Origin of the sequence: Plantactinospora sp. CA-290183 (genome assembly GCF_050936375.1) — a bacterium.
Classification (GTDB): Bacteria; Actinomycetota; Actinomycetes; order Mycobacteriales; family Micromonosporaceae; genus Plantactinospora.
In genome coordinates this window covers 858,658-872,625 of the sequence record NZ_JBNJMX010000001.1, presented here as the reverse complement: position 1 = coordinate 872,625, position 13,968 = coordinate 858,658, and the positions used below count along the sequence as shown (strand labels likewise).

Genomic DNA, 13,968 nt, shown 5'->3' with positions numbered 1-13,968 from the left:
GACGAACCGGCCGGGTCGACGCGGTACCGGGCGGGCGGCCGGCCCCATCCCGGTGGCCTGCCGGCCGTCAGCGGGGGTAAGGATCTGTTGCCGTGCCGCGTTACACCCGGCAGAGGTACGAGAGGAGTCCCACCGTGTTCCTACGGCGTATGAAGGCCGAGCTGCCCGCCCCCGACCAGGCGCTGCCCGGCCGGCCACTCGCGATGCCGGTTTCCGACCGGCACGAGGTGCTCGGGGCCCCGTTGAAGGGCCCGTGGCCCGAGGGGACGAAGGTCGCCGTCTTCGGCATGGGCTGTTTCTGGGGCGCGGAGCGCCTGTTCTGGACCCTGCCGGGGGTGATTTCCACCTCGGCGGGTTACGCGGGCGGTTACACCCCGAACCCGACGTACGAGGAGGTCTGCTCCGGCGGCACCGGCCATGCCGAGGTGGTGCAGGTGGTCTACGACCCCTCGAAGATCGGCTTCGCGGATCTGCTGAAGGTCTTCTGGGAGAACCACGACCCGACCCAGGGCATGCGCCAGGGCAACGACGTGGGCACCCAGTACCGTTCGACGATCTACGTCACCGACGACGAGCAGCTGGCGACGGCCGAGGCCTCCCGGGAGGCGTTCGCGCCGATCGTGGCGGCGGCCGGCCGCGGTGAGATCACCACCGAGATCGGCAAGCTCGGCGAGTACTACTACGCCGAGGACTACCACCAGCAGTACCTGGCGCCGACGAAGAACCCGGGCGGCTACTGCAACCACGGCCCGAACGGGATGACCTGCCCGGTCGGCGTGGCCCGCACCGGGGCGTAGCCCGCACCGGACACGACGAGGACGCACCGCTGCCGCGCTGGGGATCCCCCGGCGCGGCTCGTCGTGCGCCCCCTGCCGCGCCCCCAGCCGCGTCCTCGCCGCGCCCTGCCGCCGGGGCAAGATCGCGGTGATCAGGGAGCTGCGCACCCGACACGCCGACGACACGCGCGAACCATCCCCTGATCATCGCGATGGTGGGGGTGGGGTGGGCGGGGTGTGAGCAAAAAACGTTGCCGGGGCGGAGCACGACTGGATAGCGTGGCCGTACACGGGAAGGGAGGTGGTCCGAGCTTTGTATAGCAATGGGACTCGTGAGGTGGCTGTCCGCTAGCCGCTGTCCTTGACAGCTCGGTTCCCGCTCTCCGGAGCGGGGCTTGTGTACAGCGTCGAGACCGTGTGGCAGCGGTAACGGCGAATCCACGGCAGCCACCCGACCCCCGGGGCGCCGGCCCAGTCCAGCCGGCGGCCGCATGACGATGGTCATGTGGACCCCGGGGGTCGACCATTCCCACAGCTCAACACCCCCCGGCAGATCCCGCCCGGAAGGACGCGCCGTGTCGGTACGCGAGCTGACCGTGCTGGGCACGGCCAGCCAGGTGCCCACCCGGCACCGCAACCACAACGGCTACCTGCTGCGCTGGGACCGCGAGGTGATCCTCTTCGACCCCGGCGAGGGCACCCAGCGGCAGATGCTGCACGCCGGCATCGCGACCGGCGACCTGACCCGGATCTGCGTCACCCACTTCCACGGCGACCACTGCCTGGGCCTGCCCGGCGTGGTCCAGCGGCTGTCGCTGGACCGGGTCGCGTGCCCCGTCGAGGCGCACTTCCCCGCCGGCGGCGCCCACTACTTCGCCCGGTTGCGGCACGCCAGCTCGTTCCACGAGACCGCCGAACTGCGGGAACTGCCGGTGACCGGCGACGGGCAGGGCTTCGAGACCACCGCCGGCCGGCTGGAGGCCCGCCGGCTGCGGCACCCCGTGGAGACGTACGGCTATCGGTTGGTGGAGCCGGACGAGCGCCGGATGCTGCCCGACCGGCTGGCCGCGTACGGCATCCGTGGGCCGGCCGTCGGCGAGCTGATCCGCACCGGCCACGCCGACGTCGACGGGCGCCGGGTCCCGCTGGCGGCGGTCAGCGCACCCCGCCCGGGGCAGCGGTTCGGCTTCGTGATGGACACCGGGCTCTGCGACGAGGTCTTCGAACTGGCCGACCGGGCCGACCTGCTGGTGATCGAGTCGACCTTCCTGTCCGAGGACGCCGCGCTGGCCGCCGAGGTCGGGCACCTCACGGCGGCCCAGGCCGCCCGGGTGGCCGCCGAGTCGGGGGTACGCCGGCTCGTGCTCACCCACTTCTCCCAGCGGTACGGCGTGACGGAACGGTTCGCCGACGAGGCCCGCGCGCACTTCGACGGCGATCTCGTGGTGGCGCAGGACCTGTCGCGGGTGCCGGTGCCGAGCCGTCGACCGGACGGGCCGGCGGCACCGGCGGCACCGGCGACGGTCAGCGGGGAAGGGCCGACGCCAGGCGCTTGGGGGCCCTGATCCGCCACGACTCGGCGAGCAGTTCGCTCAGTTCGACCGGGTCCGCGGTGTCCAGCGCGACCACCACCATCGGATAGTTCAGGTAGTGCGGCGGCACGGTGTAGGTCTGCGGAGCCGCCGCGACCAGCGCCTCCCGCTCGTGGGTGAAGATCGCGATCCGCTCGCCGTCCTCCAGCAGCCGGACGAAGAGCTTCCCGCGGATCTTGCAGGCGGGAGTCCCGTATGAGATGCCCTGTTCCACCTCGGGTAGCACCGACACCAGATCACACACTCTGTCCCAGGTGACCATATCGACCAGGTTACTACGCTCGACGGATGACGTTGATGTTGCGCCCGGCGGTCGCCGGCGACCTGAGGGCGATCGGCGCCCTGCACCAGCGCTCGCGCTCGGCGGCGTACCGGGACTTCCTGCCCGCCGAGGCGCTGGCCGCGGTCTCGGCCGAGACGATGGGCGAGTACTGGACCGAACGCTGGTCGTGGGAGCGGGACAGCCACCTGCTGACGGTCGCCGAACGCGACGGCCGGCTGGTCGGCTTCAGCTATGTGGGCCCGCACGACCCGGAGGAGCCCGACTCGGCCGGTCCCGACGTCGGCGAGCTGTACGCGATCCACCTCGATCCGGCCGAGCAGGGTCGCGGTACCGGCCGGGCGTTGATGGTCGACGCCCTGGCGACGTTCCGGCTCCGGGGCTGGCGCCGGGCCGTGCTCTGGGTGCTGGCGCAGAACACGCACGCCCGGGACTTCTACGCCCGGGGTGGCTGGCGGCCGGACGGCGTCGAGCGGGAGGGCGACATCGGCCCCGCCCCGACCTGGCAGGTGCGATACGTCCGACCCGTGCCGTAGCCGCCGGCCCCGGGTGTTAGGAGGGGGCCCTTCCTATACAAAAAGCGATAGGAAGGGCCCCCTCCTAACACCGATCGCGCCGCCCCTCAGCGGGCGCCGAGGTGGGCGAGCAGGTCCTGCCGGGTGAGCACACCCTTCGGCTTGCCGTCCACCAGCACCAGCGCGGCGTCGGACTTCTCCAGCAGACCGACCGCCTCGCTGACCGGCTGCCCGCCGCCGATCATCGGCAGCGGCGGCCCCATGTGCCGCTCGATGGTGTCGTGCAGATGGGCCTGCCCGGTGAAGAGCGCGTCGAGCAGGTCCCGTTCGGCGATCGAGCCGGCCACCTCGCCGGTCACCACCGGCGGCTCGGCCTTGAGCACCGGAAGCTGCGAGACGGCGTACTCCCGCATGTAGTCGATCGCGTCCCGGACCGTCTCGGTCGGGTGGACGTGGATCAGCTCCGGGATCGCACCCGGCTTGCTGCCGAGCGCGTCGGCGACGGTCGCCCCGGTCGCGCTGGTGGCCATGAAGCCGTACCGGGCCATCCAGTCGTCGTTGAAGATCTTCGAGAGGTAGCCGCGCCCGCCGTCCGGCAGCAGCACCACGATCACGTCGTCCGGCCCGGCCCGGCGGGCCACCTCCAGGGCGGCCACCACGGCCATCCCGCAGGAGCCGCCGACCAGCAGCCCCTCCTCCCGGGCCAGCCGCCGGGTCAGCTCGAACGACGACTTGTCGGAGACCTCCACGATCTCGTCGCAGATCGTCCGGTCGTACGTCTCCGGCCAGAAGTCCTCGCCGACCCCCTCGACCAGGTACGGCCGGCCGCTCCCGCCGGAGTAGACCGAACCCTCCGGGTCGGCACCGATGATCCGTACCGCCCCGCCGGAGACCTCCTTGAGGTAGCGGCCGGTGCCGGAGACGGTGCCCCCGGTGCCCACCCCGGTGACGAAGTGGGTGATCCGGCCGGAGGTCTGCTCCCACAGCTCCGGGCCGGTCGTCTCGTAGTGCGAACGCGGGTTCGCCGGGTTGGCGTACTGGTTGGGCTTCCAGGCGCCCGGGATCTCCCGGGTCAGCCGGTCGGAGACGTTGTAGTACGAGCGGGGGTCCTCCGGGGCGACGGCGGTGGGGCAGACCACCACCTCGGCCCCGTACGCCCGCAGCACGTGCTGCTTGTCCTCGCTGACCTTGTCCGGGCAGACGAAGACGCAGCGGTAGCCCTTGAGCTGGGCCACCAGCGCCAGGCCGACGCCGGTGTTGCCGCTGGTCGGCTCGACGATCGTGCCGCCCGGTTTGAGCAGCCCCGCCGACTCCGCCTCCTCGACCATCCGCAGCGCGATCCGGTCCTTGACCGAACCGCCGGGGTTGAAGTACTCCACCTTGGCGAGCACGGTCGCCGAGATGCCGGCGGTCACGTTGCGGAGCCGTACCAGCGGGGTGTCGCCGATCATTTCGACGACGTTGTCGTAGTAGCGCACGTCGCTGTGCCCTTTCGAGACTGCTCGCCGGCCGGACGGCGCGGGCCGGGGCACAGGTCGGTGCTGGTGGCGTGCGGCCGGGCGAAGGATCCGATGTCCAGCGCCAGCCTACGTGTCGACGGACGGGCAGGTGGGCGGGGATCGTCAGCTCAGCGTCGCGGCGCCCGGGCCCGGCCCGTCGCCCGGGCGGGATCGCCGTCCAGCACGTCGCCGGGGATCACGGAGTCCCGGCGGGACTCCCATTCGAGGAAGCGCTCGGTCTCGGAGAGGACGCTGCCGGCCAGCCAGGCCACCATCAGCGCGTCGTCGGCGAGGCCGAAGACGGCCAGCATGAGCTCGGGCACCACGTCGACCGGTGACAGTATGTAGGCGGTCGCGGCGGTCATCAGCGTCAGCCGCAGACCGGCGTCGTAGTCGCCCCGGATGGTCGCCCGGATCATCCGGGGCAGCGCGGCCAGCCGCCTGCCCAGTGACGGCCCACCCCGGGCGCCGGACGTCAACGCCCGGGCCAGCGACTTGAAGGCCGCGGCCCGCCTGAGTGTTTTGGTTGCCATTTCCGCCCCTCCCTCTTCGCCCCCATGATGCATCCGTCCGCAACCTATTGCCCCGTGGACGCCCGACCGATGCCTCATCGACGGCAAGTTGACGGTCGGCGGCCGGCGGACGGCCCGGATCGGGGGTGTGACCGGCGCGGGAGCGGCCCGGGTGGGCGGCTGTTCGGCCGAGAGGCAGGACGCCGACAGCGCGGCCGCGACCGCCGAGATAATCTCAAAGGTCGCGGGGATGGACAGGATGGGCGGGGGGCCTTGATGAGTCCGGCCGGTTCGAGGGTGCGGAAGCGAACGTCGTGGCGGGTGGCCCGCCGGGTCGCGAAGCTCGCCGCCCTGGGTGTGGGCCTCACCGCGATGAGCAGTGCCGCCGCGACCGCGCTGCTCGTCGGGCAGGCTCGGGCGGCACGCCGGGTGATCCCGCTGGCCGAGGCGCCGCCGCCGCGCGGGGACGGCATCTACGGCGCCAAGTTCCCGGGCGAGCCGATCACCATGGTGGTGCTGGGGGACTCCTCCGCCGCCGGCTACGGGGTGCACCGGCCCCGGGAGACGCCCGGGGCGCTGCTCGCCACCGGCACCTCCCGGCGGCTGCGCCGACCGGTCCGGCTGTACCGGTACGCCGTGGTCGGCTGCCTCTCCTCGGGACTGCGCCCGCAGGTCGACGCGGCCGTGGAGCGGCGGCCCGACGTGGCGGTGATCCTGATCGGCGGCAACGACGTGACGAACCGGACCCCGCCGGCGGTCGCGGTACGCCACCTGGTGGAAGCGGTACGACGGTTGCGGGCCGCCGGCGCCGAGGTGGTCGTCGGCACCTGCCCCGACCTGGGCGCCATCCAGCCGATCAAGCCGCCGCTGCGCTGGCTGGCCCGGCAGTGGAGCCGGCAGATGGCCGCCGCGCAGACGATGGCCGTGGTGGAGGCGGGCGGCTGGACGGTCTCCCTCGGCGATCTGCTCGGTCCCCGGTTCGCCGCCGAGCCGACCCGGATGTTCGCGTGGGACCACTTCCACCCCTCCGCCGAGGGGTACGCGATCGCGGCCGCCGCGCTGCTGCCGACCGTACTGGCCGCGCTCGGCTCGGGGGCGGAGCGGCGCACCGCCCCGCTCGGCGCCGCGGGCGTACGGTCTCTTCCAGCGGCGGCGTACGAGGCGGCCCGGCACGCGGGTACGGAGGTCCGGGGTGTCCGGGTCGGTGGCCGGGACCGGGGCCCGGGCGGGCGGTGGGCGCAGCTGCGCCGCCGCCGGCCACGGTTCGGCCATCCCCGCTCCGGGGAGGCAGAGGGGGTCCTCGGGACGGCACCGCTGGACGGGGTGACAACGAGGCCGTCCACGGTAGAGGATCGGGCATGACGCGACGAGCGACGAGTGGGGTGCCGGGGTGACGGGCACATCGGGACGGATCGTCAGGGCCGGTACGTTCGCGCTGGTCGCGAGCGCGGTCGGCGGGGTGGTGCTGCTCGCCGGTGAGGCGGTGCTGGCCCGCACCCGCCGGTACGCCGAGCCGGAGCTGGGGCTGGCCCTGCGCTCCACCGTGGGCCGGGTCGACGCGCCGCTGCTGCGGCTGGTCCTGCTCGGTGACTCGGCGGCTCTCGGCGTCGGGGTGGACCGGGTCGGCGACACGGTCGGCGGCCAGCTCGCCCGGCTGCTCGCCGAGGGGGTCGGGACCCCGGGTGGCGGGCGGCAGGTCCGGCTCTCCAGCGTCGGGGTTTCCGGCTCGCGTTCCACCGATCTCGCCACCCAGGTGGCCCGGGCGCTGCTCGGCGAACACCCGGACGTGGCGGTGATCCTGGTCGGCGCCAACGACGCGACCGGGCTGCGCCGGCCGGGTGACGCGGCGGCCCATCTCGGCGCGGCGGTACGCCGGCTGCGCGCCGCCGGTGTCCGGGTGGTCGTCGGCACCTGCCCGGATCTCGGGGCGGTCCGGGCGATCGCGCCGCCGCTGCGGCAACTCGTAGGGTATGTCGGCCGGTTGACCGCGCGGGCCCAGGCGGACGCGGTGCTGGAGGCGGGCGGCGCCGTGGTCGACCTGGCCGCCGAGACCGGGCCGGTGTTCCGGGCCGATGCCGGGACGCTCTGTCACGACGGCTACCACCCCTCCGCGGACGGCTACCGGGTCTGGGCGCACGCGCTGCTGCCGGCGGTGGCGACCGCGGCGGCGGCGACCCGGCACGGCTGACCCGGCCGGCGCGGCTGACCCGGCCCGCACGGCCGGCGCGTCCGGCGCCGGGGGACGTCCGGCGGCGGTGGGTTAACGTTGGTTCATGTCGACCGCGCTCTCTCCCCGCGACGCCGTCATCGTCGCCACCGCACGCTCCCCGATCGGGCGGGCGCACAAGGGTTCCCTCCGCGAGGTACGCCCGGACGACCTGGCCGCGACGATCGTGCGGGCCGCGCTCGACAAGGTGCCCCAGCTCGACCCGACGGAGATCGACGATCTCTATCTGGGCTGCGGGCTGCCCGGCGGCGAGCAGGGCTTCAACATGGCGCGGGTGGTCGGCACGCTGCTCGGCCTGGACACCGTCCCCGGTGCCACGCTCACCCGGTACTGCGCCTCGTCGTTGCAGACCACCCGGATGGCGTTCCACGCGATCCGGGCCGGCGAGGGCGACGTCTTCGTCTCCGCCGGGGTGGAGTGCGTCTCCCGCTACGCCCGGGGCAACTCCGACGGGCTGCCGCCGCAGGCGCAGGAACTGGTCGGGGGCGGGTGGCAGAACCCCCGGTTCGACGCGGCGCGGGCCCGCTCGGCGACGCGGGCCGAGGGTGGCGCCGCGACCTGGCACGACCCGCGGCTCGACGGCGAGCTGCCGGACATCTACCTGACCATGGGCCAGACCGCGGAGAACCTCGCCCAGGCGTACGACGTCAGCCGGGCCGACATGGACGAGTTCGGGGTACGCAGCCAGAACCTGGCGGAGAAGGCGATCGCGGACGGCTTCTGGGCCCGGGAGATCACCCCGGTCACGGTGCCCTCCGGTGCCGTGGTCGAGACCGACGACGGGCCCCGGGCGGGGGTGACGCTGGAGGCGGTGGCCGGGCTCAAGCCGGTGTTCCGCCCCGACGGCCGGGTCACCGCCGGCAACTGCTGCCCGCTCAACGACGGTGCGGCGGCGGTGGTCGTGATGAGTGCCGAGCGCGCCCGCGAGCTCGGCATCACCCCGCTGGCCCGGATCGTCTCGACCGGGGTGACCGCGCTCTCGCCGGAGATCATGGGGCTCGGTCCGGTGGAGGCGTCCCGGCAGGCGCTGCGGCGCGCCGGCATGACGATCGACGACGTCGACCTGGTCGAGATCAACGAGGCGTTCGCGGCGCAGGTCATCCCGTCGTACCGGCAGCTCGGCATCCCGCTGGAGAAGCTCAACGTCGCCGGCGGCGCGATCGCCGTCGGTCACCCTTTCGGGATGAGCGGGGCCCGGATCACCGGCACGTTGCTGAACGCCCTGGACTGGCACGACCGGAGCGTGGGGCTGGAGACCATGTGCGTCGGCGGCGGCCAGGGCATGGCGATGGTGCTGGAGCGGCTGAGCTGAGGACCCGCCCGGCCGGTTGAGCCGGGTCGCCGGTGGGTCAGAGGGCCTGCCGGGTCGCCGCCACCTCGGCGGTCGCCCGGGTCAGGACCGGCGCCGGCGGATCCGCGCCGACCAGGTCCCCGGCCACCACCCGCAACTGGTCGGGCAGGACCAGGTCGTTCTCCAGCCGGGGTACGCCCCGGCGCGGCTCCGCGGTCGCGTCGGCGGCCAGGTTGGCCAGGACCTGGACGAGGCGGTGCACCAGGTCGGACCGGGCGGTGTTGCCGGCGGCGGCCGGTGCCGCCCAGCGTTGCGGAGTCCAGTGGCCCACCTGGTTGGTGAGCAGTTCGACCTGGCGGGCGAGGGCGTCGGCCGGTCGGGTCGGCTCGGCTGGCTTCATCGGGGCAGATTCTACGGCCGCGCATCCGCCCGCCCCGGCCCGATCCGGTCCTCGGAGGTGGTCGACCGCGTCCGGGGTGCGGAGCCGGTCAGCGCCGGATGTAGCTGATCAGCCGGAGGATCTGCCAGTAGAGGAAGATCAGCCCGACCAGTAGCCCGAAGGCGCAGTACCAGGCGAAGCGGGTCGGCAGGCCGTCCCGGGCCCCGCGTTCGATCAGGTCGAAGTCGAGGACGAAGGTGAGCGCGCCGACCGTGATGGCGACCAGCGCGAAGACGTACGGCAGCCAGCCGACCTGGCTGGTGGTGCTGTAGATCTCCAGGGTCTCCCGGCCGCTGACCAGGTAGATGACAAAGTTGACCAGGCTCAGCGCCACGATGCCGATCAGCGCTCCGACGACCAGCCGGGCGAACCGCGGGGTGGCCCGGAGCACCCGCAGGCCGTAGAGCACGGCCATGCCGAGGAAGACGCCGAAGGTGCCGGCCACGGCCTGTAGCACGATGCCGGGGTAGACCATCTCGAAGCCCCGGCTGGCGACGCCGAGCAGGCCGCCCTGTAGCACCGCGTAGAGGCCGATGACCAGGGGGTTGGTGATCCGGCGGATCGAGATCACCAGGGCCAGCACCAGCCCGGCCAGGGCGGTGCCGACGGCGGCGACGCCGACCCAGTCGCCGCGCAGCGTGACCCAGGAGACCGCGGCGGTCGCGCCGGTCAGGATCAGCAACCCGACGGTACGGACCACCACGTCGTCGATGGTCATCTCGGTGGCGGGCGCGGTGCCGAGGACCCGCCGCTGGACCCGGGCGGTCTCGTCGAGCCGGGTCAGCACGGGGTTCGAGCTCTCCATGCCCACTCCCCCGCCAATCGCCATCACCGGCCGGCCGCCGTGACCGCCGCCGCCGCGCGACCAGCTCACGACCGGCGTGCGGCGAAATGTCGGTTTCAGCGTAGTGGCTGATCGAGGAGCCGGCCGGAGAAACGACGACGCCCGCCCCGGGAAGCGGGGCGGGCGTCGGTCCGATCAACTCGACGGGCGGTGCCGTCAGTCGTCGCCCTGGAAGTAGCTCAGCAGGCGAAGGATCTCGATGTAGAGCCAGATCAGGCTGACCAGGATGCCGAACGCGGCGACCCAGGAGTAGCGCTGCGGCAGGCCCATCCGGACGCCCTCTTCGACCTCGTGGAAGCTGAGGATGAAGCTGAGCGACGCGATCACGATGCAGATCAGGCTGAAGCCGATCGCCAGCGCTCCACCGTCCCGCAACCCGGTGTTGAAGCCGAAGAGCGACAGCACCAGGTTGATCAGCATGACCGCGAAGACGCCGACCATCGCCGCGATGACACCGCGGACGAACTTCCGGGTGGCCCGGATCGCCTTCATCTTGTAGAGGCCGGCCATCAGGAAGAAGACCCCGAAGGTGGCGACCACGGCCTGCAGGACGATGCCGTTGTAGAACGACTCGAAGAACTTGCTCACCATGCCGACGAAGACACCCTCGACGAGGGCGTACGTCACGATGAGCGCCGGATTCGCCATCCGGGAGAAGGAGATGACCAGGCCGAGGACGAGCCCCACCACGGCTGCGCCGATCCAGGCCGCGCCGGCGAGCGCGTCCGGCACCAGCACCCAGGCCGCCGCGGCGGACGCGCCGGTGATGCCGAGCAGGGTGACCGTCTTGACGACAACGTCGTCGATGGACATGGGCTGTACGGTGGGCGGCGCTGCCGGATAGCCTCCAGCCGTCGGGTACGCCTGCCCGTACTCGGGCTGCCCGTACGCGCCGGCCGGAGCGTACCCGGCGGCCCGTTCCCGCTCGGCCGCCTGGCCGAGTCGGGCCAGCACCGGGTTTGACGTCTTCACTTCTCAAGCCTCCCTGGAGGATCGGTGCACGGTGACCGTGCCCTTCCAGGGTAATGGTCGCCGGCGATGTTGTGGAGATCCACGTCACCAACCACGCCGGAGGGTCGGGCTGACGGGCCGGAAAGACCCGGACGAACGGGCCGCCAGGGGGCCGCCGGGGGGCCGCCGGACACGCGGGCGCGGGCGGCGGGCGTGCGAAGCGGGTGCCCGGGGCGGGGGTCGAACCCGCACGCCTTGCGGCAGCCGCTTTTAAGGCGGCCGTGTCTGCCTTTCCACCACCCGGGCAGGGCGGCACCCGACACCATCGGTGCCGGTGCCTGCCACGGTAGCGAATCCCCGCCCACCGGGCGCACCCCGTCGCCTGATCGGCACTAGGGTCGACGTCGTGACCAGCACAGCCCGCGCGGCCCAGGACGCCGCCGCCGACCCGGCCACTCCGGCCAGCGACGCCGACCGGCCGCCGACCCGGACGGCCCGGTGGACCGGAGCCCTCCGCCGCCACCGGTGGGACCTGGCCGCCTGCCTGCTCCTCACGCTCGTGGCCGGCTGGCTCAGCTTCGGGCTGTGGCTGGACCCGGCGACCCGGACCCTCGCGCTCAACCCCGAGGACCAGATCCTCATCGAGTGGTTCATGGCGAACGACGCCCGCATGCTGCTGGGCGACTTCGCCCTGGTCAGCGACCGGCTCAACGCGCCGGACGGCTTCAACCTGATGACCAACGCCACGATGATCGTGCCGGGTCTGCTGCTGGCACCGGTCACCCTGCTGTTCGGCGCCGCCACCACGTTCGCCGTACTCATCGCCGGCAACCTGGCGGCCACCGCGATCGGCTGGTACCTCCTCTACACCCGTACGCTCCGCGCGCACCGGGCATCGGCGCTCGTCGGGGCGGCGTTCTGCGGCTTCGCCCCCGGCATGATCTCCCAGTCCAACAGCCACCCGCACATGACGGCGCAGTGGCTGGTTCCGGCGCTGGTCTGGTGCGTGGTCCGGATGGTCCAGCTCGCCGACCCGGAGCGGCCGGACGGCGGCACGCCCGCCAACCGCCGGCTGCTCGGCCTGGCCGTGCTGCTCGCCGCCCTGGTCACCGCCCAGGTCTTCGTCGGCGAGGAGGTGCTGTTCCTGACCGCGGCGGCGCTCGCCCTGATGACCGTCGGCTACGCCGTCTCCGCACCCCGGTACGTCTGGCGGGTACTGCCCCGGTTCCTCCTCGGCCTGCTGGTCAGCGCGGCCCTGGCCGCCGTCGCGCTGGCGTACCCGCTCTGGGTGCAGTTCTACGGCCCGCAGAGCGTCCCGAACGGGGTGTTCAGCCCCGACCACTTCTCGGCCGACCTGGCCAGCTACCCGGCGATCTCGCCGCTCTCCCTGTTCGGCTCGGCCGACGCCGCCCGGCTGAGCACCGGCCCGGCGGAGTACAACACGTTCCTCGGCCTGCCGCTGCTGCTGGTCGCGGTCGGGTTCGTCTGGTGGCTGGGCCGGCGCCCGCTGGTCGTCGCGATGGTTCTCACCGGGCTGGTCTGCGCTTGGCTCTCGCTCGGCCCCCGGCTGCTGGTGGACGGCGTCCGGACCGACACCTGGGCGCCGTACTCGCTGCTGCGGGAGAAGCCGGTCATCGAGGGGGCGCTGCCGATGCGGTTCGCCCTGGTGCTCGTACCCCTCATCGCCACCCTGCTGGTGCTGGCGCTGGACCGGGCCCGCGAGTCGGAGGCGGGCACGGCCCGGTTCATGGTGCCGGTCGGGGTGGCCGCCGCGCTGATCCCGATCGCGCCCACCCCGCTGCCGACGATGGACCGCCCGCCGGTGCCGACGTTCATCTCCGCCGGCCACTGGCGCGACTGCGTGCCCTCCGACGGGGTGCTGGTGCCGGTGCCGCTGCCCACCCCGCAGGAGCCGGACCCGATGCGCTGGGCCGCCGCCGCGAACGCCGGGTTCCGGTTGCCGGAGGGCTTCTTCATCGCGCCGTACGCGGCCGGCGGGCAGGCGTCGTTGGGCACCTACAAGCAGCCCACCTCGGCGCTGCTCAGCGAGGTCGCCACGTCCGGCCAGGCGCCGGCTCTCACCGAGGCGCACCGCGAGCAGGCCACCCGGGACGTGGCGTTCTGGGGCGCCTCCTGCGTGGTGCTGGCGCACTCGCAGCCGAACGCGCCGGCGCTGCGCCAGACGTTGGAGGGGCTCTACGGCCCGGCGACCGAGGTCGCCGACGCGTGGATCTGGCGGTTCTGAACGCCGGACGGCCGCTGGTCCGCCGATGCGGGCCGGCGCCGGGCGGTCAGTGCTCCGGGGTCTCCGCGACGGCGAGGACGGACTGCCCGAACGGTACCCGGATCCGGCCCTCCACCCGGCGCAGCACCGGCACGCAGAACCGGTCGTAGATCTTCAGCGGCACGCCCTCCCGGGGCAGCCCGTCCATCGCCTTGACCAGCAGCATCCAGCCGAGCAGCCCGATCGAGTTGACGTAGTGCACCTTGACCGGGCGCAGGCCGGCCCGGCGCAGCGTCGCCTCCATGGTGGGGACCCGGTACCGCCGGAAGTGCCCGATCCTCCGGTCGAAGTTGCTCATCGCCTGCTCGAACGCCGGGACGACGAGCACGATCCGCCCGCCCGGCCGGACCAGCCGGGCGAAGTCGCGCAGCGCCTCCACGTCGTCCTCGATGTGCTCCAGGACGTTGAGCGCGACCACCGCGGAGTAGTCGGCGCTCTCCCGGATCGGGACGGCGAGTTCCCGCACCCGGACCCGGGGATGGCCGGCGAACCGCTCCGCCAGCTGGGCCAGCCGGCCGGGGTCGGCCTCGGAGGCGGTCACCGAACGGCCGGCCTCCGCCCAGAGCGCGGCGGCCTCACCGAGCCCGGAGCCGATCTCCAGCGGGTCGTCGCCGAGCCACGGCTCGGTCAACGAGATGAGCCACCGGTTGTGGTTGACGGCCGACCGCAGGTCTTCCAGCACCGCCGACTGCAGGACGGTGGATTCGGCGAGCGTCGCGGGCGCGCGCAGGTCTCCGGGGGCGCTCACGCCGACGGAC

13 protein-coding genes, 1 tRNA gene and 1 pseudogene are annotated in these 13,968 nt (G+C 73.2%); 7 read left to right on the top strand and 8 right to left on the bottom strand.

The features are described 5' to 3' along the window. Positions 1-134: 134 nt before the first annotated feature. Together msrA and ACQEUR_RS04175 are read left to right on the top strand one after the other, a co-directional pair. Positions 135-797, top strand: coding sequence for a peptide-methionine (S)-S-oxide reductase MsrA (gene msrA, locus ACQEUR_RS04180; RefSeq protein ID WP_433025395.1), 663 nt, complete (start codon positions 135-137; stop codon positions 795-797). Positions 798-1,351: 554 nt separating this feature from the next. Beyond that, positions 1,352-2,263, top strand: a pseudogene (locus ACQEUR_RS04175) (ribonuclease Z); the annotation flags it as partial. A 37-nt stretch (positions 2,264-2,300) separates the two neighbouring features. Here ACQEUR_RS04175 and ACQEUR_RS04170 read toward each other — a convergent pair. Continuing rightward, a complete protein-coding gene (locus tag ACQEUR_RS04170; RefSeq protein WP_433025392.1) occupies positions 2,301-2,612 on the bottom strand; it encodes an MmcQ/YjbR family DNA-binding protein in 312 nt (103 codons plus the stop codon). Positions 2,613-2,656: 44 nt separating this feature from the next. Here ACQEUR_RS04170 and ACQEUR_RS04165 point away from each other — a divergent pair, with 44 nt between their 5' ends. After that, on the top strand, positions 2,657-3,184 hold the full coding sequence (locus ACQEUR_RS04165) for an N-acetyltransferase family protein (RefSeq protein WP_433025389.1): 528 nt from the start codon (positions 2,657-2,659) through the stop codon (positions 3,182-3,184). An 86-nt stretch (positions 3,185-3,270) separates the two neighbouring features. On the opposite strand, the gene ACQEUR_RS04160 is transcribed toward ACQEUR_RS04165, so the two are convergent. Then, the gene (locus ACQEUR_RS04160) at positions 3,271-4,641 is read right to left on the bottom strand and encodes a cystathionine beta-synthase (RefSeq protein WP_433025386.1); all 1,371 of its coding nucleotides are present in this window, start codon (positions 4,639-4,641) and stop codon (positions 3,271-3,273) included. Positions 4,642-4,790: 149 nt separating this feature from the next. Then, positions 4,791-5,195, bottom strand: coding sequence for a YkvA family protein (locus ACQEUR_RS04155; RefSeq protein WP_433025383.1), 405 nt, complete (start codon positions 5,193-5,195; stop codon positions 4,791-4,793). A gap of 255 nt (positions 5,196-5,450) precedes the next feature. Between ACQEUR_RS04155 and ACQEUR_RS04150 the strand changes: the two genes are divergently transcribed. The 3 genes from ACQEUR_RS04150 (at position 5,451) to ACQEUR_RS04140 (ending at position 8,713) form a co-directional block, all read left to right on the top strand. Beyond that, positions 5,451-6,536, top strand: a complete 1,086-nt coding sequence (locus tag ACQEUR_RS04150; protein ID WP_433025379.1) for an SGNH/GDSL hydrolase family protein — start codon at positions 5,451-5,453, stop codon at positions 6,534-6,536. Between the two features lie 28 nt (positions 6,537-6,564). Beyond that, positions 6,565-7,362 (top strand): SGNH/GDSL hydrolase family protein, encoded by a 798-nt coding sequence (locus ACQEUR_RS04145; RefSeq protein WP_433025376.1) that lies wholly within the window; start codon positions 6,565-6,567, stop codon positions 7,360-7,362. Positions 7,363-7,447: 85 nt separating this feature from the next. Continuing rightward, entirely contained in the window at positions 7,448-8,713 is a 1,266-nt protein-coding gene (locus tag ACQEUR_RS04140) for an acetyl-CoA C-acetyltransferase (protein WP_433025373.1), read from the top strand. 37 nt (positions 8,714-8,750) lie between these two features. Here ACQEUR_RS04140 and ACQEUR_RS04135 read toward each other — a convergent pair whose 3' ends face one another. The 4 genes from ACQEUR_RS04135 to ACQEUR_RS04120 form a co-directional block, all read right to left on the bottom strand. Further along, entirely contained in the window at positions 8,751-9,092 is a 342-nt protein-coding gene (locus ACQEUR_RS04135; RefSeq protein WP_433025370.1) for a hypothetical protein, read from the bottom strand. Between the two features lie 88 nt (positions 9,093-9,180). Continuing rightward, on the bottom strand, positions 9,181-9,936 hold the full coding sequence (locus ACQEUR_RS04130; RefSeq protein ID WP_433025367.1) for a Bax inhibitor-1/YccA family protein: 756 nt from the start codon (positions 9,934-9,936) through the stop codon (positions 9,181-9,183). Positions 9,937-10,131: 195 nt separating this feature from the next. Continuing rightward, positions 10,132-10,947, bottom strand: a complete 816-nt coding sequence (locus ACQEUR_RS04125) for a Bax inhibitor-1/YccA family protein (protein WP_433025364.1) — start codon at positions 10,945-10,947, stop codon at positions 10,132-10,134. Positions 10,948-11,151: 204 nt separating this feature from the next. Beyond that, positions 11,152-11,232 (bottom strand) — tRNA-Leu (locus ACQEUR_RS04120). 100 nt (positions 11,233-11,332) lie between these two features. On the opposite strand from ACQEUR_RS04120, the gene ACQEUR_RS04115 reads away from it, so the two are divergent. Continuing rightward, positions 11,333-13,171 carry a hypothetical protein gene (locus ACQEUR_RS04115; RefSeq protein WP_433025361.1) on the top strand — a complete coding sequence of 613 codons (1,839 nt, stop codon included), beginning with the start codon at positions 11,333-11,335 and terminating at the stop codon, positions 13,169-13,171. Positions 13,172-13,217: 46 nt separating this feature from the next. Here the strand turns inward: ACQEUR_RS04115 and ACQEUR_RS04110 are convergent, their stop codons facing one another. Further along, positions 13,218-13,958: a class I SAM-dependent methyltransferase gene (locus tag ACQEUR_RS04110; RefSeq protein ID WP_433025358.1), complete on the bottom strand. Its 741-nt coding sequence runs from the start codon at positions 13,956-13,958 to the stop codon at positions 13,218-13,220. Positions 13,959-13,968 lie beyond the last annotated feature (10 nt).

Coding starts and splice junctions, on each gene's coding strand:
- ACQEUR_RS04165 (WP_433025389.1), top strand. CDS start 2,657: ATGACGTTGATGTTGCGCCCGGCGGTCGCCGGCGACCTGAGGGCGATC.
- ACQEUR_RS04140 (WP_433025373.1), top strand. CDS start 7,448: ATGTCGACCGCGCTCTCTCCCCGCGACGCCGTCATCGTCGCCACCGCA.
- ACQEUR_RS04155 (WP_433025383.1), bottom strand. CDS start 5,195: ATGGCAACCAAAACACTCAGGCGGGCCGCGGCCTTCAAGTCGCTGGCC.
- ACQEUR_RS04150 (WP_433025379.1), top strand. CDS start 5,451: ATGAGTCCGGCCGGTTCGAGGGTGCGGAAGCGAACGTCGTGGCGGGTG.
- ACQEUR_RS04130 (WP_433025367.1), bottom strand. CDS start 9,936: ATGGAGAGCTCGAACCCCGTGCTGACCCGGCTCGACGAGACCGCCCGG.
- ACQEUR_RS04135 (WP_433025370.1), bottom strand. CDS start 9,092: ATGAAGCCAGCCGAGCCGACCCGACCGGCCGACGCCCTCGCCCGCCAG.